Raw genomic sequence first — 22,487 nt, 5'->3', positions numbered from 1 at the left:
CGGGCTCGGAAACTCTGCTTAGGGCCGCCGCGGCAGGGCGAGGGCGACGGCGAGCCCCGCCAGGATGCCGCCGGCGGCGAGCAGGAATGCCAGGCGCACGCCTGCGGTCATCGCCGCCCGCAAGGGTTCACCGGCGAGGCCGCTCGTGCCGGCATTGGCCGCGGCGATCAGGATCGCCAGCCCGACCGCATTGCCGACATTGAGCGTGGTGGAGGCCATGCCGGAGGCGACGCCCTGCTCGCCATGGTCGACGCCCGCCGCGGCGGCGATCCACATCGCCGTCCAGGTGACGCCCTGGCCGATGCCGGAGACCACCAGGCCGGGGACGATGGCGAGATAGGAGCCGGCCTGCGTCACGCCCGGCAGCATCGCGGCCGTGCCGACGGCTCCGACCACCATGCCGGCGCACAGCGTGCCACGGACGGTCAGGCGCGCGGCCAGCCGCTCGCCGAGCTGGGTGCCGGCGGCGATGGCCAGTGAAGGGACGAGGAAGGCGAGGCCCGTCTCCACGGCGCCGAAGCCGCGAAGGGTCTGGAACAGCACCGTCAGGAAATAGGGCAGGGCGCCGAAGGTCGCCATGTAGAGGAAGGTGATGGTCATGGCGGCGACCAGGCTGCCGTTGCGCAGGAGCCTCGTCGGCATCAGCGGATCCGCCGTCCGCGCTTCGATCACGGTGAAGGCAAGGAGCAGGATCGCCGCGAGCGCCGCCGCCGTCACCACGTCGGGCGCCGTCCAGCCCCGGTCGGGGCCCTCCACCAGGGCATAGACGAGCAGGGTGGCGCCGGCGGTGATGGTCGCGGCGCCCGGCAGGTCGAAGCCGCGGCGCGCGCGGCCGGCGCCGTCGGGCGGAATCACGGCGAAGGCGGCCGCGAGCGCGGCGCCGGCGAGGACGACATTGACGAAGAACACCGAGGGCCAGCCGAAGGCGCCGGTGAGGAAGCCGCCGAGGAGCGAGCCGAGGGTGAGCCCGCTGGCACCGGCTCCGCCCCAGACCGCCAGGGCGCGGTTGCGCTCCGGTCCCTCGGCGAACAGGCGGTTGATCAGCGACAGCGTCGCGGGAAAGAGCAGGGCGCAGCCGATACCCTGCACCGCCCGCGCCGCCACGATCACCCACGGCGCCCAGGCGAGGCCGCCCGCCAGGGACGACAGGGCATAGAGCCCGAGGGCGGTGACGAACATGCGGCGCTGGCCCAGGAGGTCGGCGGCGCGGCCGCCGAGGAGCAGGAAGCCGCCGGCGAAGACGGTATAGGCGCCGACCACCCATTGCAGGGTCCGGGCGGTGAAGCCGAGCCCCGTGCCGATCTCGGGGAGGGCCACGAAGACGATGTTGATGTCGAGCGAGATGACGAGCTGGGCAAAGGCCAGCAACGCCAGGCTGGCGCCGCGCCCGCCGGGACGGGCCTGTGCGTCGATGGTGCCGGGCAGGGATGTCATGGCAGCTTCCATTCATTGTTGATCGACAAAGAATGGAAGTTGGGTAGAGGACGTCAAGCCTTTTGTTTGTCGGCCGACAAAGAATTGTCCCGAGCGCGATCAGAGCGCCTCGGGGCGTCGCGCCTGTCCGCGCCAGCCGGCGGCGAGACCCGCGGCCGCGATGGCGATGAAGCCGGCGCCGGCCGCGCACACCCCGGCCCAGCCGAAGGCGCCATAGGCGTTGACGCCGACCAGGGAGCCGACGGCGCCGCCGGAGAACACGCAGACCATGTAGATGGTGTTGACCCGGCCACGGAATGCGGCACCGAGCGCGAAGATGCGCGCCTGGTTGGCGATCTGGCCACTCTGCACGCCGCAGTCGAGCAGGTTGCAGCCGATGACGATGGCCAGGAGCGAGTGGGAGCCGAAGGCCGCGAAGGCCAGGAAGGCGGCTGCGACGCAGACGAGGCCGACCAGATTGGCGGCATGGGAGCCGTGACGGTCGCTGAGCCGGCCGGCCAGGGGTGCGAGCAGGGCGCCGGGTGCGCCGAGCAGGCCGAACAGCCCGGCATAGGCCGGGCCGAGATGGTAGGGGGCCGCCGCCAGGTGGAAGGCGAGGGTGGACCAGAAGGCGGCGAAGGCGGCGAACACGCTGGCGCCGAGCAGCGCCGAGAGCCGGATCGCCGCATGGTCGCGGAACAGGCCGGGCAGGGAGGCGAGCAGGGCGCCATAGGACAGGCGATCGCCCGCCGCGCCGCCGCGCGCCGGCATGAAGGGCGGCAGCAGCACCGCCAGGCCCGCGGTGAGGACGCCGGCGACGGCAAAGGGCGTGCGCCAGCTGCCGCTGAGCTCGGCGAGGGCGCCGGACACCACGCGCGACAGGAGGATGCCGAGGATCAGGCCGGTGCTGACCGCGCCGACGACGCGTCCGCTCCGGCCAGGCGCGGCAAGCGCGGCGGCGGTCGGCATGATGATCTGCGGCAGGACCGTGGTGACGGCGAGAATGCCGGTGATCAAGGCCAGCAGGGAGGCGCTCGGCGCCAGCGCGCCGAGGAACAGGGCGGCGGCGGTGATCGCCGGCAGCACGAAGGCGAGGCGCCGCAGGCTGGCCGTGTCGGCGAGCGGCACGACCAGGCCGATGCCGAGGGCATAGCCGATCTGGGCCGCGGTCGCCACCAGCCCGGCCGTGCCCTCGGACACGGCGAAGTCGCGCGCGATCGATGCGAGCAGGGGCTGCACGATGTAGACGTTGGCGACGGCGATGCCGCAGGCGAAGGACAGCACGGTGATGGTGCCGCGGCGGATGCCGGGCAGGGTCAGGGCTTCGGTCATGACAGCTTTGGCGGCGGATTGGCGGGGGGCACGGCGCGCGCCGGCTCCCTAGCAGGCAGGGCTTGCCTGTCGATGTCAAGTCAATTATTTGTTGATCGATCAACAATGGAGCCGACATGGCGGGACGGCCACGCGAGTTCGACCGCGACGAGGCGCTGGGGCGGGCGCGCGACGCCTTCTGGCGGCGCGGCTACGAGGGCACGTCGATGGCGGACCTGGTCGAGGCCCTCGGCATCGCCTCGGCCCGCATCTATGCCGCCTTCGGCTCGAAGGACGCCCTGTTCCGCGAGGCGGTCGGGCTCTACCAGGCGGGGGAGGGCGGCTTCGCCGACCGTGCCCTGGCCGAGGAGGGCAGCATCGGCATGGCGGTCGAGCGCATGCTGCACGAAGCCGTCATGCTCTACACACGCCCCGGCGGGCCGCCGGGATGCATGGTGGTCGCGGCCGCGACCAATTGCACGCCCGAGAACGAGGCCGTGGCGCACTGGCTCGCCGAGCGCCGACGGACGCGGGCCGCCGCCATCGCCGACCGGCTGCGCCGCGCCGCGGTGGAGGGCGAGGTCCGGCCCGGGACGGACGTGGCGGCTCTCGCCGATGCCCTCGCCGTCTTCCTGCACGGCCTGTCCGTGCAGGCGCGCGACGGCGTGCCCAGGGAGCGCCTGCTCGCCGCGCTGCCCGTCGCGCTGGCGCCGCTGCGCTCGGCGCTCGTCCCCAAGGCCGCATCGCACGACGAGCGACCGGCCGGATGCCCCGAGGAGAAGATCCCATGCACGAGATGATGAAGGCAGTGGTGATCCATCAGCCCGGCGGCCCGGAGGTGCTGAAGATCGAGCAGCGACCGGTGCCGCAGCCGCAGCCGGGCCAGGTGCTGATCCGGGTCGAGGCGTTCGGGCTCAACCGCTCCGAGTTGTTCACGCGCCAGGGGCACTCGCCCAATGTCCGGTTTCCACGCATCCTCGGCATCGAGGCGGTCGGCACGGTGCAGGCCGCGCCCGGCGGCGAGTTCAGCCCTGGCGACATCGTCGCCACCGTGATGGGCGGCATGGGCCGCGATTTCGACGGCGGATATGCCGAATGCACCATGGTGCCGGCCGGCCAGGTCCGCGCCGTCCGGACGGACCTGCCCTGGGAGACGCTCGGCGCCCTGCCGGAGATGCTGCAGACCGCCTGGGGATCGCTGTTCCGGGCGCTGCGGATCGGCAGGGGCGAACGGCTGCTGATCCGCGGCGGCACGACATCGGTCGGCATGGCGGCGGCGGCCATCGCCAAGGCCCATGGCGCCGAAGTCGCAGCCACCTCGCGTCAGGCGCGGAGCGAGCCGCTCCTGCGCGCCTGCGGCGCCGATCGCTTCTTCGTCGACGATGGCGCCATCGCCGCGCGGGTGAAGCACGAATGGAGCGGCGGCGCCGACAAGGTGCTGGAGCTGATCGGCACGACGACGCTCGAGGATTCCCTGCAGGCCGTCCGGGAGCCCGGCATCGTCTGCATGACCGGCATTGTCGGCAACCAATGGTCCTTCCAGGCGTTCAGCCCGATGGAGGCGATCCCGACGGCGGTGTCGCTCACCAGCTATTCCGGCGGCGTGCCGGACTTCATAGCCATGCCGATGCAGGACCTGGTCGACCGGGTGGCCGCGGGCTCGCTGCCCGTCACGGTCGGCCGGGTCTTCCATCTCGACGAGATCGTCGAGGCGCATCGGACGATGGAGGAGAACAGGGCGGGCGGCAAGATCGTGGTGCTCACCCGCTGAGCGGCGGCGGCGCCCTGCCTCGCCCTCGTCCGGCCTGCGCCCCATGGACGCATCGGGGCGTCTGCGGCCGCAAACGATTGCGAATTCCCGTCTCGCTGGCTTGAATTCGCATTTCCAGTCGATTATCGATCGATCAATCAACAAGACCGCCGGCCGAACCACCGTTTCCTCGCTGCCCGACCAGGCATCGCGGGGCCGCTCCCCGGCCGGATTCACCCCTGCACCGCCGTTCGACCGTCCGGGCGCCGCAAGGCGCTTTCGCGCGGTTGGGCTGCGGCGTCCGCAATCGTTTCCGGGTCGCCACGATGTCATCCGCCGCTCATGCTCCGACGACGATCGGCTCGGTGCCGATTCGTGCCGCCCGCCTGGCCGAGCTCGCCCTCGCCGTCGGCAGCTTCGGCATCGGCACCGGCGAATTCGCCATCATGGGCCTTCTGCCCAACGTGGCCGGCGACGTCGGCGTCACCATCCCGCAGGCCGGCCACGTCATCAGCGCCTATGCGCTCGGCGTGGTGGTCGGCGCGCCGGTCTTCGCCGTGCTCGGCGCCCGGCTGTCGCGCCGCACCCTGCTGCTCGGCCTGATGGCGATCTTCGCCGCCGGCAACCTCCTCAGTGCCGCCGCGCCCGGCTACGGCACGCTCATGGCGCTGCGCTTCCTCACCGGCTTGCCGCACGGCGCCTATTTCGGCGTCGCCGCGCTGGTGGCGGCCGCCATGGCGCCGGGTGCGCGGGCGCAGGCGGTCGGGCGCGTCATGCTGGGCCTGACCATCGCCACCCTGCTCGGCACGCCGCTCGCCACCGGGGTCGGCCAGGCCCTGGGATGGCGGGCCGCCTTCGCCCTGGTCGGGGCGATCGGCCTGCTGACCATGGCGCTGGTCTGGCGCTTCGTCCCCTATGATCCGCCGGCCGCGGGCGCGAGCCCCCTGCGCGAGCTCGCCGGCCTGCGCCGGCGCCAGGTCTGGCTGACGCTCGCCATCGGCGCCATCGGCTCGGGCGGCATGTTCGCCACCTTCAGCTACATCACTCCGACGCTGACCAAGGCCGCCGGCCTGCCGGAGGCGGTCGTGCCCTTCGTGCTCTGCCTGTTCGGCGTCGGCATGATCCTCGGCAACATCGTCGGGCCGCGCCTGGCCGATCGGGCGCTGCTGCCGACCATCGGCTGCGCGCTGGTCTGGAACATCGCCGTGCTCGTCCTGTTCGGCCTCACGGCCGGCATCGGCTGGTTCGCCGTCGTCGACGTGCTCTTGATCGGCACGGGCTTTGCCCTGTCGCCCGCCCTGCAGATCCGGCTGATGGACGTGGCCGCCGAGTCGCAGACCCTGGCCGCCGCGCTCAACCATTCCGCCTTCAACATCGCCAACGCCCTCGGCGCCTGGCTCGGCGGCGTCGCCATCGCCGCCGGCTACGGCTGGACGTCCACCGGCTGGGTCGGCGCCCTGCTCGGGCTCGGAGGCCTCGCCGTGTTCGCGCTGTCGCTCGCCGGCGAGGCGCGGCCGTCCGGCCACGCCCCGTCGAAGGCCTGAGCGCGCCGGCTCAGGCGGCGCCCAGCGCCTGGTCGAGGTCGGCGATCAGGTCGGCCGCGTCCTCGATGCCGACGGAGAGGCGCACCACGTCCGGCCCGGCGCCGGCGATCACCTTCTGCTCGTCGCTGAGCTGGCGATGGGTGGTCGAGGCGGGATGGATGATCAGCGAGCGGGTGTCGCCGACATTGGCGAGGTGCGAGAACAGCTGCACGTTCGAGACCAGCTTGATGCCCGCCTCGTAGCCGCCCTTGAGGCCGAAGGTGAACACGGCGCCGGCCCCCTTCGGGCAATAGCGCTGGGCGAGCGCGTGGTAGCGGTCGTTCGGCAGGCCGGGATAGGACACCCAGGCGACCGCCGCATGGTCGGCGAGATAGCTCGCCACGGCAAAGGCATTGTCGGAATGGCGCTGCATGCGCAGCGGCAGCGTCTCGATGCCGGTGAGGATCTGGAAGGCGTTGAAGGGGGAGAGGGCCGGGCCGAGATCGCGCAGCCCGAGCACCCTGAGCGCAATGGCGAAGGCGAAATTGCCGAAGGTCTCGCCGAGGACGATGCCGCCATATTCCGGCCGCGGCGTCGACAGGAAGGGATAGCGGCCCGAGGCCAGCCAGTCGAACCGGCCGCCGTCGACGATGATGCCGCCGATCGAGTTGCCGTGCCCGCCCAGGAACTTGGTCAGCGAATGCACGACGATGTCGGCGCCGTGCTCGAACGGGCGCACGAGATAGGGCGAGGCCAGGGTGTTGTCGACGATCAGCGGCACGCCGGCCTTGCGGGCGATGGCGGCGATGGCGGCGATATCGGTGATCACTCCGCCGGGATTGGCGATCGATTCGATGAAGATCGCCTTGGTCTTCGGCGTCACCGCCGCCTCGAACGAGGCGAGGTCGTCCGGATCGGCCCAGACCACGTTCCAGTCGAACGACTTGTAGGAATGGTTGAACTGGTTGATCGAGCCGCCATAGAGCTTGCGCGAGGCGACGAACTCGTCGCCGGGCTGCAGCAGGGCGTGGAACACCAGGAACTGCGCCGCATGGCCCGAGGCCACCGCCAGCGCCGCGGTGCCGCCCTCGAGCGCTGCGACCCGCTCTTCCAGCACGGCATTGGTCGGGTTGCCGATGCGGGTGTAGATGTTGCCGAACGCCTGCAGGCCGAACAGCGAGGCGGCGTGGTCGACGTCGTCGAACACGAAGGAAGTTGTCTGGTAGATCGGCGTCGCCCGGGCGCCGGTGGTGGGATCGGGCTGGGCGCCGGCATGGACGGCCAGGGTCGAGAATCCGGGTTCGCGGTCGGCAGACATGGTCGTATCGTCCCCAGCTTGGTTCTTGAAGGATCGGCCCATCTACGGGCGCGGACCGCGCGAGGTCAATCGTCCGGGAGGCGAAGGGTTACTCGCGCGGGCCCTGGGGCCGCAGCCCCAGCCTCTGGAACCCGCTCTGGTCGCGCAGCAGCCGCTTGGACGACAGGGTGCGGGAATTGACGCCGGCCCAGCCGATCTCGCCGGACAGCCGGCCAAATTCGATCTTGGGGCAGCGGTTCATCACCATCTTGACGCCGAGCGCCTCGGCGCGCGCCGCCGCCGCATCGTTGCGCACGGTGAGCTGCATCCAGATCACCTGCGGCAGCGGGATCAGCGCCAGCGCCTCGTCGACCACCGCGCCGGCCGCCTCCGAGTTGCGGAAGATGTCGACCATGTCGATCGGCTCCGGCACGTCCTTCAGGCGGGCGTAGACGGGGAGGCCGAGAATGGTCTGGCCGGCGAGGCCGGGATTGATCGGGAACAGGCGGAAGCCGCGCTGGCTGAGATATTTCAGCACGAAATAGCTCGGCCTGACCTCGTTGGCGGAGGCGCCGACCATGGCGATGGTCTTCACCGAGCGCAGGATCCCGGCGATATAGCCGTCGGGGTAGACGTCGTGGTTCATCAGCGGTCTTCCCAGCGCGGCTCGCGCTTGTCGAGGAAGGCGCCGATGCCTTCCTCCGCATCCCGGGCCAGCATGTTCTCGACCATGACGGCGGCGGCATAGGCATAGGCGTCCGGCAGCGCCATCTCGCGCTGGCGATAGAAGGCCTCCTTGCCGGTCCGCAGCGTCAGGGCCGAGCGGGAGGCGAGGCGGCGGGCCAGGGCCGCCGTCTCCTCGCCGAGGCGCTCCTGCGCCACGACCCGGTTGACGAGGCCGATGCGCTGCGCCTCCTCGGCGCCGACCATGTCGCCGGTGAGCAGCATCTCCATCGCGTGCTTGGGGGCGACGTTGCGCGACAGCGCCACCATGGGCGTGGAGCAGAACAGGCCGATGGTGACGCCCGGCGTGCAGAACTTGGCCGTGCTGGCGGCGACCGCCAGGTCGCAGCTGGCGACGAGCTGGCAGCCCGCCGCCGTCGCCACACCCTGGACCTCGGCGATCACCGGCTGCGGCAGCCGGACGATCGCCTGCATCACGGCGGCGCAGCGGTTCATGATCTCGGCGAAATAGGCCCGGCCCCGGTCGGCATCGGCGCGGCGGGCGGTCAGCTCCTTGAGGTCATGGCCGGCCGAGAACACCGGGCCGGCGGCGGCGATCACCACCGCGCGCACGCCGGGGTCGGCGGCGATGGCGGCCAGCTCTTGGCCGAGCTCCGCCAGCATCGCCTCCGACAGGCTGTTGCGGCGCGCCGGATTGTTCAGCGTCAGCGTCGCGACGCCGGCTTCGTCCGAACGCGCCAGGACCCTTGCTGCGGCATGAATCGTCATGACCTCGACCTCCCGATCGCGACCTTTTACCGCGCCTGGGGCGCCCGGCTCAATTCGCCTCGGCGATCGGCTTGAGCCGCGCCGCGAACGGGCGGACCGCCTCGATATTGCCGGGCAGGGGCACATATTGCAGCAGCGAGGCATATTGCTCATCGAGCTGCTTCTCCGCCTCCTTCTTGGCATCGGGCGTCAGCGTCGCGTCCGCCTCGATCTCGGCGCGGGCCTTGGTCTTCTCCTCGTCGATATTGGGCGGCGCCGTCGTCGGGTCGACATATTGATAGGCGAGCAGCACCGAATTGGTGACCAGCTCCCAGCTGTCGAGGTCGGAGAAGCCATATTTGGTCAGGAGCGCGGCGGTGCGCGCCTTGGCCTCCGGGATATCCTGATAGGCGGGGAGGGCGGCGACGAGGTCGTCGCCCTCGGTCTCCGAGCGGTCGCCATATTGCCTGGCGAGATCCTTGGCCAGCGCCTCGAGATCGGCGTGGCCCTCGACGAATTTCTCGACCATCTGCGGCGTCAACGCCACCTGCTCGTCATCGCCGGCGAGGGCAGGCGTGGACACGGCCAGACCGGCCAAGAGGCACAACAGGACACCCAGGCGCATGGCTGCCTCCGACAGAGCCGCGAATCATCCGTGGGACTTCTCTACCAGTCGAATTGTTCACGCAGAATGCGTTCATCCAATGAATGGCCGGGGTCGTGCAGCATGACGAGGTCGATGGCCGCATCCATGGCGATCTCGACGCAGGCGATCGACTTCACCTCGTTGTGGTCGCCGACCGCGTTCACCGGCCGCTTGCCCGGCTCCAGCGCCTCGATCAGGAGGCTGGCCTCCTGCGGGATGATGGCGCCGCGCCAGCGCCGCGGGCGGAAGGCCGAGATCGGCGTCAGCGCCATCAGCGGCGCGTTGAGCGGCAGGATCGGCCCGTTGGCCGAGAGGTTGTAGGCGGTCGAGCCGGCCGGCGTCGCCACCACCATGCCGTCGCAGATCAGCTGGTCGAGCCGGACATGACCGTCGATCGAGACGCGCAGCTTGGCCGCCTGCGGCCCGGCGCGCAGCAGCGACACCTCGTTGATGGCATAGGCCTCGGTGACGACGCCGTGGATGTCGCTCGCCTTCATCGACAGGGGATGGACGACGCTGCGCTCGGCCGCCGTCAGGCGTTCGATCAGGCCATCCTCGCGGAACTCGTTCATCAGGAAGCCGACGGAGCCGCGGTTCATGCCGTAGATCGGCGTGCGGCGCCCGAGCAGCCGATGCAGGGTCTGCAGCATCAGGCCGTCGCCGCCGAGGGCGACCACCACGTCCGCCTCCTCGAGCGGCACAGTGCCATAGCGTTCCGTCAACGCCTTCAGCGCCTTGCGCGCCGTCGGCGTCGGGCTCGCGACGAAGGCGATCCGTTGAAGGGGCATGTCGACCGGGGGAAGGGATAAGGGGTGCGCGGTCCGGCGGCTCAGGTCTTGGTCTTGGCCGCCGTCTCGGCGATCATATGGGCGAGGGCGGTGTATTCCTTGCTGTCCGCGCCGTAGAGGGATGCGATGGTCGAGAGGTTCTGCCGGGCCTTGTCGAGATTGCCCATCATGCAGTACCACTCGCCGTAATATTCGAGCGCGCCGCGATGGTTGGGCTTCATGTGGAGCGCCGCCTCGTAATACATCTGCGCCTGCGCCATATGGCCGAGCTTGCGGTGGATATAGCCGATATAGTTGATCACGTCGGCCGAGGAGCCGTCGTCGAGCGCCTGCATCGCCGTCAGCGCGTCCTCGTAGCGATGGGCATCGATCAGGGCCACGGCGTCGTGATAGCGCTCGAGGAAGCCCTGCTTGGCCGGGCATTTGGTCTTGTCGGTCTCGGTGCAATCGGCCGCTTTCGGCGCCGCGTCCGGCTTGGCGGCATCGGTCGGCTTGGCGGCGTCGCCGGGCTTGGCGGCCGCCGGGCATTTGGACTTGTCGGTCTCGGTGCACGGCGCCGGCTTGGCGTCGCCGTCGGCCGGCGGCTCGGTGCCCATGGCAAAGGCCGGAGCCGGCAGGGCGATGCCGAGCGCGACGGAGAGGGCCAGACGTGTCCAGAGGCGCATCATTCTCTCCTGCGGCGCGAGACTGATGCCGCGATGTTAGCGGCGAAGCCGCACCAGCACCATCCCCCGCCGCTCAAATTCGCCGGACGCGCGGAAGGCCTGCGGCCACGCCTCGGATGAGGCGCGGCCGCCCGGCCGTCAGCGCTTCGACCACCAGCCGGCCTTCTTCGGCGCGGCCGGGTCGACTGCATCGACATAGACATAGGCGCCGGGATTGGAGACCACGACCTCGCGCGGCGCATGCGCCGGCGCAGGTTCCAGTTCCGGCACGAGTTCCGGTTCCGGCGCGGGTTCGGGCACCGGCGCTGCGGCGGCCGGCGGAACGGCCACGGCCTCGATCGGCTCGCCGATTTCCGGCGCGGCCGGCTCCTGCACCGTCTCCGCCTCCTGCACCACGGCGATCGGCACCTCGCGGCGCCCGCGGCGGCGCGGCTTCTTCCCGGCTTCCGGCGCAGCCGGCTCGGGCGCGGCTTCGACGGGCGGGCTCTCCGCGGCGGGCGTGGACGCATCCTCGTCGGCCGCCTCGATCACCTCGATCGTCTCGTCGTCCTGCGGGCGGCGCCCGCCACGCCGTCCGCGCCGACGGCCCTTTGCCTCCGGCTTGGGCGCTTCGGGCTCGGCCTCGGCGGCGGCGTCCACCGCCTCGATCGCGACCTCTTCCGTCGCTTCGGCCGCGGCCTCTGTCTCTGCCTCGACTTCGACCTCGTTCGGCGCGGCGACGGCCGGCTGCTCGGCGTGATGATGCTCGCCCGAGCCCTTGCGGCGGCGGCGGCGGCGGCGCTTGCGGCGGCCTTCGCCCTCGCTCTCGGCGCGCGCGTGCTGCTGGCCCCGGCGCGGCGCCTCGGTCGCCTCCTCGTCCTCGTCCTCGTCCCCGTCCTCGGCCTCGATCTCCTCGGCCTCCTCGATCGGCGGCAGCGAATCCACCTGCACCGTCGTCGCCGGCGGCGCGAGCTTGGGCTCGACCGGCGTCGCGAGGTCGCCGCGCTCGATCAGGTAGTTCTGGTTGCCGACGATGGTCTCGTCGGCGTTCAGCGTGATGGTGACGCCGAAGCGCACTTCGAGGGCGTGCAGGTGCCCTCGCTTGTGGTTGAGCACGTAGAGCGCCACGCCGGTGCGCGTGCGCAGCAGCAGATTGTGCGTGGCGCTGCGCAGGAGCTGGTCCTCCAGCGCCCGCAGGATGTGCAGCGCCACCGAGGTGACCGAGCGGACATGGCCGGCGCCGCCGCAATGCGGGCAGACCTCGGTGGAGGATTCCAGCACGCCGGTGCGGATGCGCTGGCGCGACATCTCCAGAAGGCCGAAATGCGAGATGCGACCGACCTGGATGCGGGCCCGGTCGTTCTTGAGGCAATCCTTCAGCTTGCGCTCGACCGCCCGGTTGTTGCGGCTCTCCTCCATGTCGATGAAGTCGATGACGATCAGGCCGGCGAGGTCGCGCAGGCGCAGCTGCCGGGAGACCTCCTCGGCCGCCTCCAGGTTGGTCCTGAGCGCCGTGTCCTCGATATTGTGCTCGCGGGTCGAGCGGCCGGAATTGACGTCGATGGAGACGAGGGCCTCGGTCTGGTTGATGACGAGGTAGCCGCCCGACTTCAGCGTCACCTGCGGCGAGAACATCGCGTCGAGCTGGGTCTCGACCCCGAAGCGCTGGAACAGCGGCGCCGCATCCTTGTAGCCCTGGACGTTCTTGGCATGGCTCGGCATGAGCATGCGCATGAACTCCTTGGCCTCGCGATAGCCCTCGTCGCCGGCGACGATCACCTCGTCGATGTCCTTGTTGTAGAGGTCGCGGATCGAGCGCTTGATCAGCGAGCCCTCCTCGTAGACCAGCGTCGGCGCCGACGACTTCAGCGTCAGGTCGCGGACGTTCTCCCACAGGCGCAGGAGATATTCGAAGTCGCGCTTGATCTCCGCCTTGGTGCGGGCGGCGCCGGCCGTGCGCAGGATCACGCCCATGCCGTCCGGCACGTCGAGCTCGGAGGCCACCGACTTCAGGCGCTTGCGGTCGACGGCGTTGGTGATCTTGCGGCTGATGCCGCCGCCGCGCGCGGTGTTGGGCATCAGCACGGAATAGCGGCCGGCGAGCGAGAGATAGGTGGTGAGGGCGGCGCCCTTGTTGCCGCGCTCCTCCTTGACCACCTGCACCAGCAGCACCTGCCGGCGCTTGATCACCTCCTGGATCTTGTACTGCTTGCGGCTGCGCTGCGTGCGCTCGGGCACGTCCTCCAGGGCATCGCCGCTGCCGAGCGCTTCCACATGCTCGGGATCGCTGCCCGTCCCGACCTCGACGAGCTCGCCGCTGCCGGTGGCATTGTCGTCGATCGGCGTGCCGGCGACCTCGGTCTCGCCGGATTCGGCGGCTTCGACGGTTTCGCCCGCATCCGCCGCTTCGCCGGCCTCCGCCGGCTCGGAGACGGTCTCGCCCGAATCGGCCTCCGCGGCCTCGGCCTTGGCGCCGCCCTTGCCGCCGCGCCCGCGGCGCCGGTCGCGATCCCGGCCGCGGCCATTCTCCTCGTCCTCGTCCTCGTCGCGATGAGCCCGCCGCTCCTCGGCGAGCAGGGCCAGGCGATCGGCGACGGGGATCTGGTAATAGTCCGGATGGATCTCCGAAAAGGCCAGGAAGCCGTGGCGGTTGCCGCCATATTCGACGAAGGCCGCCTGCAGGGACGGCTCGACCCGCGTCACCTTGGCGAGATAGATGTTGCCGCGCAGCTGCTTGCGGTTGGCGGACTCAAAGTCGAATTCCTCGACACGGTTGCCGCGCACCACCACGACCCGGGTCTCTTCCGGATGGGCGGCGTCGATGAGCATCTTGTTGGCCATGTGCCTCTCTCTGAAGGGCGCGGCCATGGGCGCGCGATCGGCGGTCGGGAGAAGATGCTCCTCGATCCCGCCGGTCGCGCGGAAGGCTGGCGCCCGCTTTGCTGGTGGTGGAAATTTTCGGTGCGGCGTGACCGCCGTTGGACGCCGACGCTCCGCCCGGCGCCCGCTCCGGTCCGGAGCGCTCGTATCGGGACGGCATCTTGTCCGAGGGATGCGAAGCCGTGCATCACTCCTTCACCGGGTTCGTGCCGCGGAGGATTCCGCGACGGCGCTCCCAGCGCGTGATGTGAGACCTGCCTGTCCAGCGGACGCTCGCGCCCGCCCGGGCCATTGCAGCCCGCGCACCACTCGTGATCTTCCGGATCCTCTCAAGATCGCGTCACGGGCGGAGGAAGGCCGCCCTCAGCGCCTCGACCGACCATCCCGCGCGCTCCTTCGACAGGCGCGGGATCGGACCGGCGGGCACCGACGCTCGAATTCGACACTTCCGGAAAAGCAATCGAGAGCAAAACACTATTACCGGTTCGCCAACGGTTTTGGCAAGGATTTCCGCAGCCTGTGCCCGACACGCCACAGCGATGCCCGAGCCGGTCCGGCCGGTCTTTACGGGGCTGCGGCAACCTGATTCAATCCCAGCCGGGATTCGGCCGAGATGGCGGAGACGATCGGCCGATGCGGCGCTTCTGGACATTGGTGCTTCTGGCTCTTCTCGCGACCGCTTCCGCCGGGCGCGCCGCCGAGACTGCGCCGCCCGCGCCTGCCGCCCCGCCGGCACCGGCCGTCTCTCCGCCGCCCGCCTCGCCCGTCGAGATCCGGGCAACCGATGCACGCCTTGCCGGCGACGCCAGGCGCACGCGTCTGATCATTGATCTTTCATCATCGATCCAGTTCCAGGCCTTCGCCCTGGCCGATCCCTACCGCGTCGTGGTCGACCTGCCGCAGATCACCTTCGCCATGCCCGGCGACATCGGCCGGAAGGGCAGGGGCCTGGTGTCGGCCTATCGCTTCGGGCTGATCGCGCCCGGCAAGTCGCGCCTGGTGCTCGACCTCGCCGGCCCGGCGGCGATCGACAAGGCCTTCATCATCCCGGCCGCCGACGACCAGCCGGCGCGCCTGGTCGTCGATCTCGTCAAGAGCGACCGGGCCGTGTTCCTGCAGGAGGTCGCGGCGCAGCAGAAGGCGGCCGCGCCGCCCGCGCCGTCGGAGGCTCCGCTGGTCAAGCCGGCCGGCCCGCCGGTGGTGGTGCTCGATCCCGGCCACGGCGGCATCGACACCGGTGCGGTCACGCCGACCGGCGAGCAGGAGAAGACCATCGTGCTCGACTTCGCCAGGATGCTGGCCAAGAAGCTGGAGGCGAGCGGGCGCTACAAGGCGGTGCTGACCCGCGACGACGACACGTTCGTCACCCTGGCCGGGCGCATCGACATCGCGCGGCAGAAGGGGGCGGCGCTGTTCGTCTCGATCCATGCCGACACCCTGCCCGATCCGTTCGGCGTGCGCGGGGCGACCATCTACACTCTGTCCGACAAGGCCTCCGACGCCGAGGCGGCGCGCTATGCGGAGAAGGAGAACCGGGCCGACGCCATCGCCGGCGTCGACCTCTCGGGCGAGCCCGACGACGTCGCCGACATCCTGATCGACCTGACCCGCCGGGAGACCAAGTCGTTCTCCAACCAGTTCGCCAAGATCCTGATCGACGAGTTCCAGGCTGCCGCGGCCCTCAACAAGAATCCGCACCGCTCCGCCGGCTTCCGCGTGCTCAAGGCGCCTGACGTGCCCTCGGTGCTGCTGGAGCTCGGCTATCTCTCCAACAAGCAGGACGTGAAGCTGCTGACCTCCGACGACTGGCGGGCCCACGCCACAGACGCGGTGATGGCGGCGATCGATTCGTTCTTCGCCGCCCGGCAACGTGACATTCGCGCCACATCCAACTGAGTCCGCGGGCGCAGGAGCATGACGGGCCGCAGTTTTTCCATAAACCGGGCGCAGGAGACTGGAGCCGAACGGAGCGGGCTGGCGGAGATCCGATCCTCGGCGGTTCTGCCAAACGGTTGGCAAGCCTGCAGGATTTGGTCCTTTGCCGGCTCTCGGCCGGGCAGGGGCCGTCCAGTCCGGGCCGCCGCGTGCGGATTGGTGGGCGGCGCCCGGTATGATAATCTCTGGGGTGGTTGCTGCGGCGCAGGCGGGGCCTGTCGGCGGGCGGGCATGGTGAAAGCGGCCTGATGCGATTTCTGGTTCGATTCCTTGGATTCCTGTTTTCGACGGGCTCGCTTCTGGCGCTCGTCGGCGCGACGGTCGTCGGCTATGTCGTCTGGGCCAACACCCGCGACCTGCCCGACTACTCGCAGCTGCAGGACTACGAGCCGCCCGTGATGACGCGCGTGCATGCCGGCGACGGCACGCTGCTCGCCGAATACGCCAACCAGCGCCGCCTCTACCTGCCGATCCAGGTGGTGCCTCCGCTGGTGATCCACGCCTTCATCTCGGCCGAGGACAAGAATTTCTACACCCATAGCGGCGTCGACCCCGAGGGCGTGCTGCGCGCCGTCATCACCAATTTCCAGAACCGCGGCTCGGGCAAGCGGCCGCAGGGCGCCTCCACCATCACCCAGCAGGTGGCCAAGAACTTCCTCCTGACCCCGGACGCCAGCTATGTCCGCAAGATCAAGGAAGCGCTGCTGGCGCTGCGCATCGAGCAGACCTATTCCAAGGACAAGATCCTCGAGCTCTACCTCAACGAGATCTATCTCGGCATGGGCAATTACGGGATCGCGGCCTCGGCGCTCAACTATTTCGGCAAGTCCGTCAACGAGCTGACTGTGGCGGAGGCCGCCTATCTCGCCGCGCTGCCCAAGGGGCCCAACAACTACCATCCCATCCGCCAGCGCCAGGCGGCGCTCGACCGCCGCAACTGGGTGATCGGCCAGATGGTCGAGAACGGCTATGTCAGCCGCGAGGAGGGCGAGAAGGCCAAGGCCGAGCCGCTCAACGTCGATCCGCGCCTGCTCGACTCGTCGCGCACCTATGCGGCGAGCTATTTCACCGAGGAGGTGCGGCGCGAGATCGCCGAGCGCTACGGCGAGAAGAAGCTCTACGAGGGCGGCCTTTCCGTGCGCACCACGCTGGAGCCCAAGCTCCAGCAGGAGGCGCGCCAGGTGCTCGTCAACGGCATGGTGCGCTACGACGAGGCCCAGGGCTATCGCGGCGCGGTGAAGACCGTCGACCTCTCCGACGACTGGGGCAAGGCGATCGCCGGGGAGAAGCGCCTCGGCGACATCCAGCCCTGGCGCCTGGCCGTGGTGCTGGAATCCGGCGATGCCCAGGCCCGCATCGGCCTGCAGCCGCCGCTCGACAAGTTCGGCAGCCTGTCGAGCGAGCGCCCGACCGGCACCATCACCCTGGACGGCGTCAAATGGGCCAAGGCGGCGCAGGGGCCGCAGCGCGGCCGCGCCGTCTCGAAGGTCAGCCAGGTGCTCAGCCCGGGCGACGTCGTCTATGTCGAGCCGAAGAGCGACGACACCTATCGCCTGCGCCAGATCCCCGAGATATCCGGGGCCATGGTGGTGATGGATCCGCATACCGGCCGCGTCCTGGCGTTGGTCGGCGGCTTCTCCTTCGACCAGAGCGAGTTCAACCGCGCCACCCAGGCGATGCGCCAGCCCGGCTCCTCCTTCAAGCCGTTCATCTACGCGGCGGCGCTCGACAATGGCTACACGCCGTCCTCGGTGGTCATGGATGCGCCGATCGAGATCGACCAGGGCAATGGCGGCGACGCCTGGCGGCCGGAGAACTATGGCGGCAAGTTCTACGGCCCGGAGACCCTGCGCTTCGGCATCGAGTATTCGCGCAACGTCATGACCGTGCGCCTGGCGCAGGACATGGGCATGCCGCTGATCGCCGAATATGCCCGCCGCTTCGGCGTCTATGACGATCTGCCGCCCTATCTCTCCATGGCGCTCGGCGCCGGCGAGACCACGGTGCTGCGCATGACCACGGCCTACGGCATGCTGGCCAATGGCGGACGCAAGCTCAAGCCCACCCTGATCGACCGCATCCAGGACCGCTGGGGCCACACCATCTACAAGCACGACGAGCGCATCTGCGACGGCTGCGACGCGGAGCAATGGTCGAACCAGGACGAGCCCAAGCTGATCGACACCAGCGAGCAGGTGCTCGACCCGATGACCGCCTACCAGGTCACCTCCATGCTCGAGGGCGTGGTGCAGCGCGGCACCGCCACCGTGCTGAAGTCGCTCAACCGGCCGATCGCCGGCAAGACCGGCACGACCAACGACGAGAAGGACGCCTGGTTCGTCGGCTATTCGCCCGACATGCTCTGCGGCCTTTATTTCGGCTACGACAAGCCGCGTCACCTCGGCAACGGCATCACCGGCGGCCATCTCGCCGCGCCGGTGTTCGGCGAGTTCATGAAGCTGGCGCTGGCCGACGTGCCGCCCGTGCCGTTCCGCGTGCCGCCGGGCATCAAGCTGATCCGCATCGACCGCAAGAGCGGCATGCGCGCCAGCGGCGACGGGCCCGGCACCATCCTGGAGGCCTTCAAGCCCGGCACCGCGCCGCCCGACAGCTACTCCGTCATCGGCGGCGGCGCCTCGGCCAGCGTGTCGCCCGAGGCCGACCGTGCCGTGACCACCGGAACCGGCGGGCTCTATTGACCTGCCCGCCCGGCGCCCGACCCGCGAATAGGGTTTGAACAAACCGGCGCGGCACTCTATCTCCAGCCTCCATTCGTTTCCTCAAACTTCAAGATTCTGTCATGCGCGCCGAAATCCTGTCGCTCGCCGACGACATCAAGCAGTCCGCGGGACTGCTGAGGAGGCATCTTTGACTGGGATACCTCCTATGCCCGTCTGCAGGAGCTGAACCACCTTTCCGAGCAGCCCGACCTCTGGAACGATTCGGAGCGGGCGCAGAAGATCATGCGCGAGCGCAACGATCTCGACGACCGGCTGTCCGCGCTGGTCAAGATCGAGAAGGATCTGGCCGAGACGCTCGAGCTCGCCGAGATGGGCGAGGAGGACGGTGACGCCTCCATCGTCGACGAGGCGCAGGCCGCGCTCGAAGGCCTGAAGACGGAAGTGACGCAGCGCCGGTTCGAAGCCCTGTTCTCGGGCGAAGCGGACAGCAACGACACCTATATCGAGATCAATTCCGGCGCCGGCGGCACCGAGAGCCAGGACTGGGCCAACATGCTCCTGCGCATGTACACCCGCTGGGGCGAGCGCCATCGCTTCAAGGTGGAGCTGATGGACTATACCGACGGCGAAACCGCCGGCATCAAGTCCGCCACCATCCTGGTCAAGGGCGAGAAGGCCTATGGCTGGGCCAAGGTGGAATCGGGCGTCCACCGCCTGGTGCGCATCTCGCCCTTCGATTCCAACGCCCGGCGGCACACCTCCTTCGCCAGCGTCTGGGTCTATCCGGTGATCGACGACTCCATCAATATCGAGATCAACGAGTCGGACTGCCGCATCGACACCTACCGCGCCTCCGGCGCCGGCGGCCAGCACGTCAACCGCACCGACTCGGCCGTGCGCATCACCCACCTGCCGTCCGGCATCGTCGTCGCCTGCCAGCAGGACCGCTCGCAGCACAAGAACCGTGCCACGGCCTGGGGCATGCTCAAGGCCCGGCTCTACGAGGCGGAGCTGAAGCGGCGCGAGGAAGCGGCTATGGCGACGCATGCCTCCAAGAGCGACATCGGCTGGGGCCACCAGATCCGCTCCTACGTGCTGCAGCCCTACCAGCTGGTGAAGGACCTGCGCACCGGCACGACCTCGGGCACCCCCTCCGACGTGCTCGACGGCGACCTCGACGACTTCATGCAGGCCGCGCTGGCGCAGCGCGTCTATGGCGGCGGGCCCGAGAAGGTCGACGACGTAGATTAGGATGCCCGTGGCCCGGCCGCCTGCGGGCGGCCGGCACCTTCGGGCACGGAGCCTTCGGCTATTGTTCTTTGGGTGGTGCTTTCTGACCGCAGAGAACCCGGACCGTCATACCCTGGGGTAGCGCGGTTGCCGCAACGAAGGCTTGCGCCCGGAGGAAGCAATCGCCGGAACTGACAAACTGATCCGGCATGACGATGCGATCAGTCGCCGTCTCGGGCGTGCAAACCTGCCCGATCGCGCAAAGTAAGATCGTCGCGAAGAACATGCGATAGCAATCTCACGTCGCCACGGCCCTGTCCATCGCAATGGCACACGGCATCATCGGCAACGTCTATGGCCTGCACCGGTGCTTGGAATCTTCCGCAGGCCTCCTGGAAGCTTGAGGAGGGCAGGGCGCCTTCGCTTGCCATCCCCGATCCTTGGGGCTGACGTTCGGAGTCATCGAGGGCGGAAAACTCAATGAAGTGAATATGGAGGCCACGCCCGGAATCGAACCGGGGTGCAAGGATTTGCAGTCCTCTGCGTAACCACTCCGCCACGTGGCCTTCCGCACGGGTCAACCCGGCGAGCGCTGCCTATATCAAGCCCCGTCGCGCGAGACAACACGCTTTCGTGAAAACCGGCAGGCCCGCCGTCGCCCGCCCGGTGGCGCGTGCCTTGCTTGCCTTTTTCGGGGCCTTGTCGCAAACAACGGGCCAGGCCGTGACGGCCGCACACGAGGCCCTTCATGATCGATACCGCACAGGCCCGCCGCACCATGGTGGACAGCCAGATTCGCGCCAGCGACGTGACCGACGCGCGGGTGCTGGAAGCCTTCCTGGAGACGCCGCGCGAAGCTTTCCTGCCGGCGGACAAGCAGGCGATCGCCTATCTCGACATGGACATTCCCGTCGGCGGCGCGCCGCTGCCACGCTTTGCGATCGAGCCCGCCGTGCTGGCGAGGCTGCTGCAGGCGGCCCGCATCGGCTCGGCCGATGCGGTGCTCGATGTCGGCACGGGCACCGGCTATTCCAGCGCCATCCTGGCCCGCATCGCCGGACGCGTGGTCGCCCTGGAGAGCGACGCCGCCCTGGCGGCGGAGGCCAAAGGCCGCCTCGCCGGCCTTGCGAACGTCACGGTCGCGATCGGTCCGCTGGAGGCCGGCCACGCCAAGGACGGCCCCTATGACGCCATCGTCCTCGAGGGCTCGGTGGAGCTTGTGCCGGACGCGCTCTTCGACCAGCTCGCCCAGAACGGACGCCTGGTCGCGGTCGTCGGCACCGGGCGCTCGGCGCGGGCGACGATCTATGTCAAGGCGGGCCGCGAGGTCTCCGGCCGCGAGGCCTTCGACGCGGCGCTGCCGCCGCTGCCGGGCTTCGCGCGTCCCGAGGTTTTCGCCTTCTGACAGCCGGCCGCGGCCGACTGTCTCATTTTTGCTTCAACCGCCGATTTATCCCGGCCAGGTGCCGGACGGGGTTGGTCGGAGGCAAGTTCGGGGTTAGCTTTCTGGTCAAAGTATCGGGCGGGCCAACCGCCGATTTCTGTTTGCGGGTCAGGCGGCGTTATGAATCTCAATCGGATGATCGCGATATTGCTCGCGAGCGCTTCGCTCGTGGGCGTGACTGCGTCGGCGCGCGGGCAGACCATGGATGGGGCCCTGGCGCAGGCCTATATGTCGAATCCGACGCTCAACGCGCAGCGTGCAGGGGCCCGGGCCTATGACGAGAACGTGCCGCAGGCCCTCTCGGGCTACCGGCCGACGCTCTCGGCGACTGCCAATGCCGCGGCTCAAAGGGCCACTGCTGACGTCGCCAGCGGGCGCGAAGCCAGCACCCTGTTTCCGCGTGGCCTCGGCCTCGAGGTCAACCAGACCCTGTTCAACGGGTTTCAGACCGCGAACTCGGTGCGTTCGGCCGAGGCGGGCGTGCTGAGCCAGCGGGAGACCCTTCGCAACGTCGAGCAGAACGTGCTGCTCGACGCGGCGACCGCCTACATGAATGTGCTGCGCGACGCGGCGCTGCTCAACCTGGACCAGAACAACGTCGACGTGCTGGATGAGCAGCTCAAGCAGACCAACGACCGTTTCAACGTCGGCGAGGTCACCCGCACCGACGTCGAGCAGGCCAAGGCGAGCCTTGCCGGCGCCCGTTCGCAGGTGTTGGCGGCCCAGGCCCAGCTCAAGTCCTCCACCGCGGTCTATCGCCAGATCATCGGCTCGGTGCCGAAGCGGCTCGGTCCGGCCCGCTCGATCGACAAGCTTCTGCCGAGGAGCCAGCAGGCCGCCATCGATCTCGGCCTGAAGATCCATCCTTCGATCACCTCGGCCCTGCACGCGGTCGACTCGGCGGCCGCTCAGGTCAAGGTCGCCGAGGGCGCGCTCTATCCGACCGTGAGCGCCACGGCGTCGGTCTCGGACCAGTGGGAACCGAGCATCGGCACCCAGCACACCACCAGCGCGCAGATCGGAGCGACCCTGACGGTGCCGATCTACGAGGGCGGCGTGAACTATTCCAAGGTGCGACAGGCCAAGGAGACGCTCGGCCAGGCCCGTATCCAGGCCGATATCGCCCGCGAGCAGGTGCGGGCCGCCGTCGTCTCCGCCTGGGGCAATCTCGACGCCTCCACGGCGCAGATCCAGGCCAACCAGGCCCAGGTCGCGGCGGCGGAAGTAGCCCTCTCCGGCGTGCGCGAGGAAGCGAAGGTCGGCCAGCGCACCACGCTCGACGTGCTCAACCAGCAGCAGACCCTGCTCAACGCCCGCGTCACCCTGATCACGTCGCAGCGCGACCGGGTCGTCGCCGCCTTCACGCTGCTGTCGTCGGTCGGCAAGCTCAGCGCCAAGACGCTGAGCCTCAAGGTCGCGTCCTATGATCCGGCCGTGCACTACGACCAGGTGCGCGACAAGTGGATCGGCACCGAGACGCCCGACGGCCGTTGAGGCGGCCGCGACGTCGCCGT

17 protein-coding genes and 1 tRNA gene are annotated in these 22,487 nt (G+C 69.5%); 8 read left to right on the top strand and 10 right to left on the bottom strand.

What is annotated here, in order from left to right:
* Nucleotides 1-18 precede the first annotated feature (18 nt).
* Together QO011_RS09200 and QO011_RS09195 are read right to left on the bottom strand one after the other, a co-directional pair.
* Nucleotides 19-1,434 (bottom strand): MFS transporter, encoded by a 1,416-nt coding sequence (locus QO011_RS09200; protein ID WP_307270588.1) that lies wholly within the window; start codon nucleotides 1,432-1,434, stop codon nucleotides 19-21.
* A 99-nt stretch (nucleotides 1,435-1,533) separates the two neighbouring features.
* Nucleotides 1,534-2,745: an MFS transporter gene (locus QO011_RS09195; protein ID WP_307270586.1), complete on the bottom strand. Its 1,212-nt coding sequence runs from the start codon at nucleotides 2,743-2,745 to the stop codon at nucleotides 1,534-1,536.
* 116 nt (nucleotides 2,746-2,861) lie between these two features.
* Here QO011_RS09195 and QO011_RS09190 point away from each other — a divergent pair, with 116 nt between their 5' ends.
* The 3 genes from QO011_RS09190 to QO011_RS09180 all read left to right on the top strand — a co-directional run bounded on the left by QO011_RS09190 (nucleotide 2,862) and on the right by QO011_RS09180 (nucleotide 6,018).
* Entirely contained in the window at nucleotides 2,862-3,524 is a 663-nt protein-coding gene (locus QO011_RS09190; RefSeq protein WP_307270583.1) for a TetR/AcrR family transcriptional regulator, read from the top strand.
* Complete coding sequence (locus QO011_RS09185) at nucleotides 3,512-4,495, top strand: zinc-binding alcohol dehydrogenase family protein (RefSeq protein WP_307270581.1); 984 nt, start codon at nucleotides 3,512-3,514, stop codon at nucleotides 4,493-4,495. The genes QO011_RS09190 and QO011_RS09185 overlap by 13 nt, the downstream gene beginning before the upstream one ends.
* A 305-nt stretch (nucleotides 4,496-4,800) precedes the next feature.
* Nucleotides 4,801-6,018: an MFS transporter gene (locus QO011_RS09180; RefSeq protein WP_370881929.1), complete on the top strand. Its 1,218-nt coding sequence runs from the start codon at nucleotides 4,801-4,803 to the stop codon at nucleotides 6,016-6,018.
* A 10-nt stretch (nucleotides 6,019-6,028) separates the two neighbouring features.
* On the opposite strand, the gene QO011_RS09175 is transcribed toward QO011_RS09180, so the two are convergent.
* The 7 genes from QO011_RS09175 to QO011_RS09145 all read right to left on the bottom strand — a co-directional run bounded on the left by QO011_RS09175 (nucleotide 6,029) and on the right by QO011_RS09145 (nucleotide 13,644).
* A complete protein-coding gene (locus tag QO011_RS09175; protein ID WP_307270574.1) occupies nucleotides 6,029-7,315 on the bottom strand; it encodes an O-acetylhomoserine aminocarboxypropyltransferase in 1,287 nt (428 codons plus the stop codon).
* Between the two features lie 88 nt (nucleotides 7,316-7,403).
* Nucleotides 7,404-7,940, bottom strand: coding sequence for a CoA-binding protein (locus QO011_RS09170; RefSeq protein ID WP_307270572.1), 537 nt, complete (start codon nucleotides 7,938-7,940; stop codon nucleotides 7,404-7,406).
* Nucleotides 7,940-8,746, bottom strand: coding sequence for an enoyl-CoA hydratase (locus tag QO011_RS09165; protein ID WP_307270570.1), 807 nt, complete (start codon nucleotides 8,744-8,746; stop codon nucleotides 7,940-7,942). Before QO011_RS09165 ends, QO011_RS09170 begins: the two co-directional genes overlap by 1 nt.
* Nucleotides 8,747-8,795: 49 nt before the next feature.
* Nucleotides 8,796-9,350 (bottom strand): hypothetical protein, encoded by a 555-nt coding sequence (locus tag QO011_RS09160; protein ID WP_307270568.1) that lies wholly within the window; start codon nucleotides 9,348-9,350, stop codon nucleotides 8,796-8,798.
* A 41-nt stretch (nucleotides 9,351-9,391) separates the two neighbouring features.
* Nucleotides 9,392-10,159 carry an NAD kinase gene (locus QO011_RS09155; RefSeq protein ID WP_307270565.1) on the bottom strand — a complete coding sequence of 256 codons (768 nt, stop codon included), beginning with the start codon at nucleotides 10,157-10,159 and terminating at the stop codon, nucleotides 9,392-9,394.
* A 41-nt stretch (nucleotides 10,160-10,200) separates the two neighbouring features.
* On the bottom strand, nucleotides 10,201-10,824 hold the full coding sequence (locus QO011_RS09150) for a tetratricopeptide repeat protein (RefSeq protein WP_307270562.1): 624 nt from the start codon (nucleotides 10,822-10,824) through the stop codon (nucleotides 10,201-10,203).
* Between the two features lie 138 nt (nucleotides 10,825-10,962).
* Complete coding sequence (locus QO011_RS09145) at nucleotides 10,963-13,644, bottom strand: Rne/Rng family ribonuclease (RefSeq protein ID WP_307270559.1); 2,682 nt, start codon at nucleotides 13,642-13,644, stop codon at nucleotides 10,963-10,965.
* Nucleotides 13,645-14,316: 672 nt separating this feature from the next.
* Between QO011_RS09145 and QO011_RS09140 the strand changes: the two genes are divergently transcribed.
* The 3 genes from QO011_RS09140 to prfB all read left to right on the top strand — a co-directional run bounded on the left by QO011_RS09140 (nucleotide 14,317) and on the right by prfB (nucleotide 19,550).
* Nucleotides 14,317-15,579 carry an N-acetylmuramoyl-L-alanine amidase gene (locus tag QO011_RS09140; RefSeq protein ID WP_307270557.1) on the top strand — a complete coding sequence of 421 codons (1,263 nt, stop codon included), beginning with the start codon at nucleotides 14,317-14,319 and terminating at the stop codon, nucleotides 15,577-15,579.
* A 287-nt stretch (nucleotides 15,580-15,866) separates the two neighbouring features.
* Nucleotides 15,867-18,317 (top strand): penicillin-binding protein 1A, encoded by a 2,451-nt coding sequence (locus QO011_RS09135; protein WP_307270555.1) that lies wholly within the window; start codon nucleotides 15,867-15,869, stop codon nucleotides 18,315-18,317.
* A gap of 101 nt (nucleotides 18,318-18,418) precedes the next feature.
* Nucleotides 18,419-19,550 (top strand): peptide chain release factor 2 gene (gene prfB, locus QO011_RS09130; protein ID WP_307270552.1). Its coding sequence is split into 2 segments (ribosomal slippage): nucleotides 18,419-18,487 and nucleotides 18,489-19,550, totalling 1,131 coding nucleotides; the frame shifts between segments, so codons are not numbered across the junction.
* A 471-nt stretch (nucleotides 19,551-20,021) separates the two neighbouring features.
* Here the strand turns inward: prfB and QO011_RS09125 are convergent.
* Nucleotides 20,022-20,095 (bottom strand) — tRNA-Cys (locus tag QO011_RS09125).
* A 182-nt stretch (nucleotides 20,096-20,277) separates the two neighbouring features.
* On the opposite strand from QO011_RS09125, the gene QO011_RS09120 reads away from it, so the two are divergent.
* Together QO011_RS09120 and QO011_RS09115 are read left to right on the top strand one after the other, a co-directional pair.
* The gene (locus tag QO011_RS09120; RefSeq protein ID WP_307270549.1) at nucleotides 20,278-20,934 is read left to right on the top strand and encodes a protein-L-isoaspartate O-methyltransferase family protein; all 657 of its coding nucleotides are present in this window, start codon (nucleotides 20,278-20,280) and stop codon (nucleotides 20,932-20,934) included.
* A 240-nt stretch (nucleotides 20,935-21,174) separates the two neighbouring features.
* Nucleotides 21,175-22,467: a TolC family outer membrane protein gene (locus QO011_RS09115; protein WP_307270547.1), complete on the top strand. Its 1,293-nt coding sequence runs from the start codon at nucleotides 21,175-21,177 to the stop codon at nucleotides 22,465-22,467.
* The last annotated feature ends 20 nt before the right edge of the window (nucleotides 22,468-22,487 follow it).

Origin of the sequence: Labrys wisconsinensis (assembly GCF_030814995.1) — a bacterium.
GTDB lineage: Bacteria > Pseudomonadota > Alphaproteobacteria > Rhizobiales > Labraceae > Labrys > Labrys wisconsinensis.
The sequence above is the reverse complement of the archived record's forward strand: the minus strand, read 5'-3'. Positions and strand labels throughout refer to the sequence as shown.

Bases quoted from the DNA above. Each gene is read 5' to 3' on its own strand.
- QO011_RS09200 (WP_307270588.1), bottom strand. From the start codon at position 1,434: ATGACATCCCTGCCCGGCACCATCGACGCACAGGCCCGTCCCGGCGGG.
- QO011_RS09195 (WP_307270586.1), bottom strand. From the start codon at position 2,745: ATGACCGAAGCCCTGACCCTGCCCGGCATCCGCCGCGGCACCATCACC.
- QO011_RS09190 (WP_307270583.1), top strand. From the start codon at position 2,862: ATGGCGGGACGGCCACGCGAGTTCGACCGCGACGAGGCGCTGGGGCGG.
- QO011_RS09185 (WP_307270581.1), top strand. From the start codon at position 3,512: ATGCACGAGATGATGAAGGCAGTGGTGATCCATCAGCCCGGCGGCCCG.
- QO011_RS09180 (WP_370881929.1), top strand. From the start codon at position 4,801: ATGTCATCCGCCGCTCATGCTCCGACGACGATCGGCTCGGTGCCGATT.
- QO011_RS09175 (WP_307270574.1), bottom strand. From the start codon at position 7,315: ATGTCTGCCGACCGCGAACCCGGATTCTCGACCCTGGCCGTCCATGCC.
- QO011_RS09170 (WP_307270572.1), bottom strand. From the start codon at position 7,940: ATGAACCACGACGTCTACCCCGACGGCTATATCGCCGGGATCCTGCGC.
- QO011_RS09165 (WP_307270570.1), bottom strand. From the start codon at position 8,746: ATGACGATTCATGCCGCAGCAAGGGTCCTGGCGCGTTCGGACGAAGCC.
- QO011_RS09160 (WP_307270568.1), bottom strand. From the start codon at position 9,350: ATGCGCCTGGGTGTCCTGTTGTGCCTCTTGGCCGGTCTGGCCGTGTCC.
- QO011_RS09155 (WP_307270565.1), bottom strand. From the start codon at position 10,159: ATGCCCCTTCAACGGATCGCCTTCGTCGCGAGCCCGACGCCGACGGCG.
- QO011_RS09150 (WP_307270562.1), bottom strand. From the start codon at position 10,824: ATGCGCCTCTGGACACGTCTGGCCCTCTCCGTCGCGCTCGGCATCGCC.
- QO011_RS09145 (WP_307270559.1), bottom strand. From the start codon at position 13,644: ATGGCCAACAAGATGCTCATCGACGCCGCCCATCCGGAAGAGACCCGG.
- QO011_RS09140 (WP_307270557.1), top strand. From the start codon at position 14,317: ATGCGGCGCTTCTGGACATTGGTGCTTCTGGCTCTTCTCGCGACCGCT.
- QO011_RS09135 (WP_307270555.1), top strand. From the start codon at position 15,867: ATGCGATTTCTGGTTCGATTCCTTGGATTCCTGTTTTCGACGGGCTCG.
- QO011_RS09120 (WP_307270549.1), top strand. From the start codon at position 20,278: ATGATCGATACCGCACAGGCCCGCCGCACCATGGTGGACAGCCAGATT.
- QO011_RS09115 (WP_307270547.1), top strand. From the start codon at position 21,175: ATGGATGGGGCCCTGGCGCAGGCCTATATGTCGAATCCGACGCTCAAC.